Consider the following 2,054-nt stretch of genomic DNA (forward strand, 5'->3'; position numbering starts at 1 on the left):
CGTACGGCGAAAACGCTGAAGGTACTGACGTGCAATATCAGGGGCACCCATCCCCCCCTGAGACGCCTTACTTCTCTCCGTTCTCTCCGGTTTGGTTTGCGTGTGCTGTGATACATCCGGAGTACCTGACATTTTCTGTAAAGACGCACTTTTCATCCCCGTTTCTGCTGGGGAAACGGAGTGATATCGCCCTTCACGGGCTGCCTTTAATAGCTGCAAGGCATACCCCACCGGATTACGTACACTTCCTGTCCTCACCCCCTGTGTCAGTTGCTGCACAATCGATATTGCGGCTTCTTCCGGCAACGCCTGTAACTGTTTTTCCAGCATCTGCCGATCATTCTCATCAATCCACTGATGCAGCCCCTGCACCTGAGTACCCGATAAATATTGCTCTCCCTGATCTACGTACGTATTTTTTACACTCTGTGTAAAAGTATTACGTACGTAACAGTTCGATTTTCGTACCCCTGAATCAGACTGGGTTTGTGTACTCAGTTCGATTTTCGTACCCGGTTTTTTTTCATCATTTTTTTCCCTGAGTTCGATTTTCAAATCCGGTGTTTTACACTGGGCTCGATTTTTTTTATGTTTACCCGGATGAAGTTGTGCCGTCTGCCCATTGAGTATCCGGCGTTGCCTGTCTGCCAGCGCTTCCGGTGTCTGAAGACTTTCAAGCCGCTGCTCAATGAGTTGCATTCTGGTATGCTGATGTCGCATTGACGGCTCGGTTTTCAGGGCAGTCAGCGTAGCGCGGGCCACGCACCGCACACTCTTATTTTTGTGATAACAACTTTTTTCCAGTACATCCATCCAGCGTGGATCTAATGTCTCTGCATCAAATGCATTCACCGGCTCATCATGTAACATATAGATATTTCCTCTGATACGCCCCCGTTTATCCCTGACCCGATGGCATAAACTGAGCCAGCCCGTCAGCCTCAGCATTAACAGTGCCCTGCTGACCGTTTCCCGCGAGGCTTTATCGCTGTGGGGTGTGGCTAACTGGAGTTGTAAGTCATCATAGGTCGGAAATACGGCCCCCTCATTTTGCTGAGCATGAAGGCGGATCATCATCCAGGTCAGTTTATCAACCGGGGAAAGTCGGGATTCCAGCAATAATTGCCGGGGGATTGCATCATGAACATTGCCGGCGTAAATCAATCCACTGCGCAGTGCCGTGCCGGGCTGGCTGTGTTGCCGGTGATGCAGTTGCTGCCGCATTTTTTCTAATGAAAACTGAATAATACTGTCCGGAGGAAATTGCATCTTATGCCCCACACAAAAATAATTTCATGCCTGAATACACTTATAGCTGCCTCCTCCGGTGAAAATACCGCACCGTAAAGAGGCAGTCTCAATATACTGAGGATCATGATGTTGAATATTCTGCCCTTACCGGCTAATCATCTTGTTATAACGTTCATGGCTCATCAGCTTCCAGCTTTGCCCCTGGTCCATACTGAGCAGACGCCAGAATGCACCAATATCAATTTTCAATACCGGGTAAACACCGCCCTTTTTTCCACCGCATTTCACTTTTTTACAAAGTCGTTCTCCCGAAAAATAACGTAGCAATAACCCGTTTGCCTTCCGCTGAATATGCTCCGGAACAGGCGTGACACATTCCGGAAATATCCGGGCGGATTGATGATGACTGATATTCCTGTTATCCGGCATGATATTTCCCCCTGTCAGCTGAATTCAGTATGCCGTCCCGGTGCCATTCCTGAACCGAATTCCATACCGTGGTCAGAGAGACATTCATTTTTTCGGCACAGGACACCATGATCTGAAGACAATCCGGATCATCCGGCTCCGGCATGCCCTCCTCTTTCCAGCGATACCATAATTCCGTTTGCTGCACATCTGACAGCCGCTGTGAACGGCCAGCATTTCCCCGGATCCCGGACAAACGCCGACGGGCTGACACCTCCAGTGACGTCATGCCAAAATACTGATTCAGCAAATCGATGGATGCCCCCAGTCTCAGACAGCGTTCAATCATCTGATTTTGACGGTGAACTTCTTTTGCCCGGGTCAGTAATAACCGT

Annotated in this window: 3 protein-coding genes; all 3 read right to left on the reverse strand. The window is 49.2% G+C overall.

What is annotated here, in order from left to right; genetic code table 11:
* Window positions 1-1,269 (reverse strand): STY4528 family pathogenicity island replication protein (locus PR833_RS20165; protein WP_272526475.1); only part of this gene is annotated, 1,269 nt, incomplete at its 3' end.
* Between the two features lie 126 nt (window positions 1,270-1,395).
* Entirely contained in the window at window positions 1,396-1,680 is a 285-nt protein-coding gene (locus PR833_RS20170) for a ParE family toxin-like protein (RefSeq protein ID WP_004239737.1), read from the reverse strand.
* Window positions 1,670-2,054, reverse strand: a 385-nt coding sequence (locus tag PR833_RS20175; protein WP_272526476.1) for an STY4526/YPO1902 family pathogenicity island replication protein, incomplete at its 5' end; no start/stop codon positions are given. The genes PR833_RS20175 and PR833_RS20170, both read right to left, overlap by 11 nt.

This window comes from Providencia sp. PROV189, assembly GCF_028480065.1.
GTDB classification, from domain to species: Bacteria; Pseudomonadota; Gammaproteobacteria; order Enterobacterales; family Enterobacteriaceae; genus Providencia; species Providencia stuartii.

Bases quoted from the DNA above. Each gene is read 5' to 3' on its own strand.
- PR833_RS20170 (WP_004239737.1), bottom strand. From the start codon at position 1,680: ATGCCGGATAACAGGAATATCAGTCATCATCAATCCGCCCGGATATTT.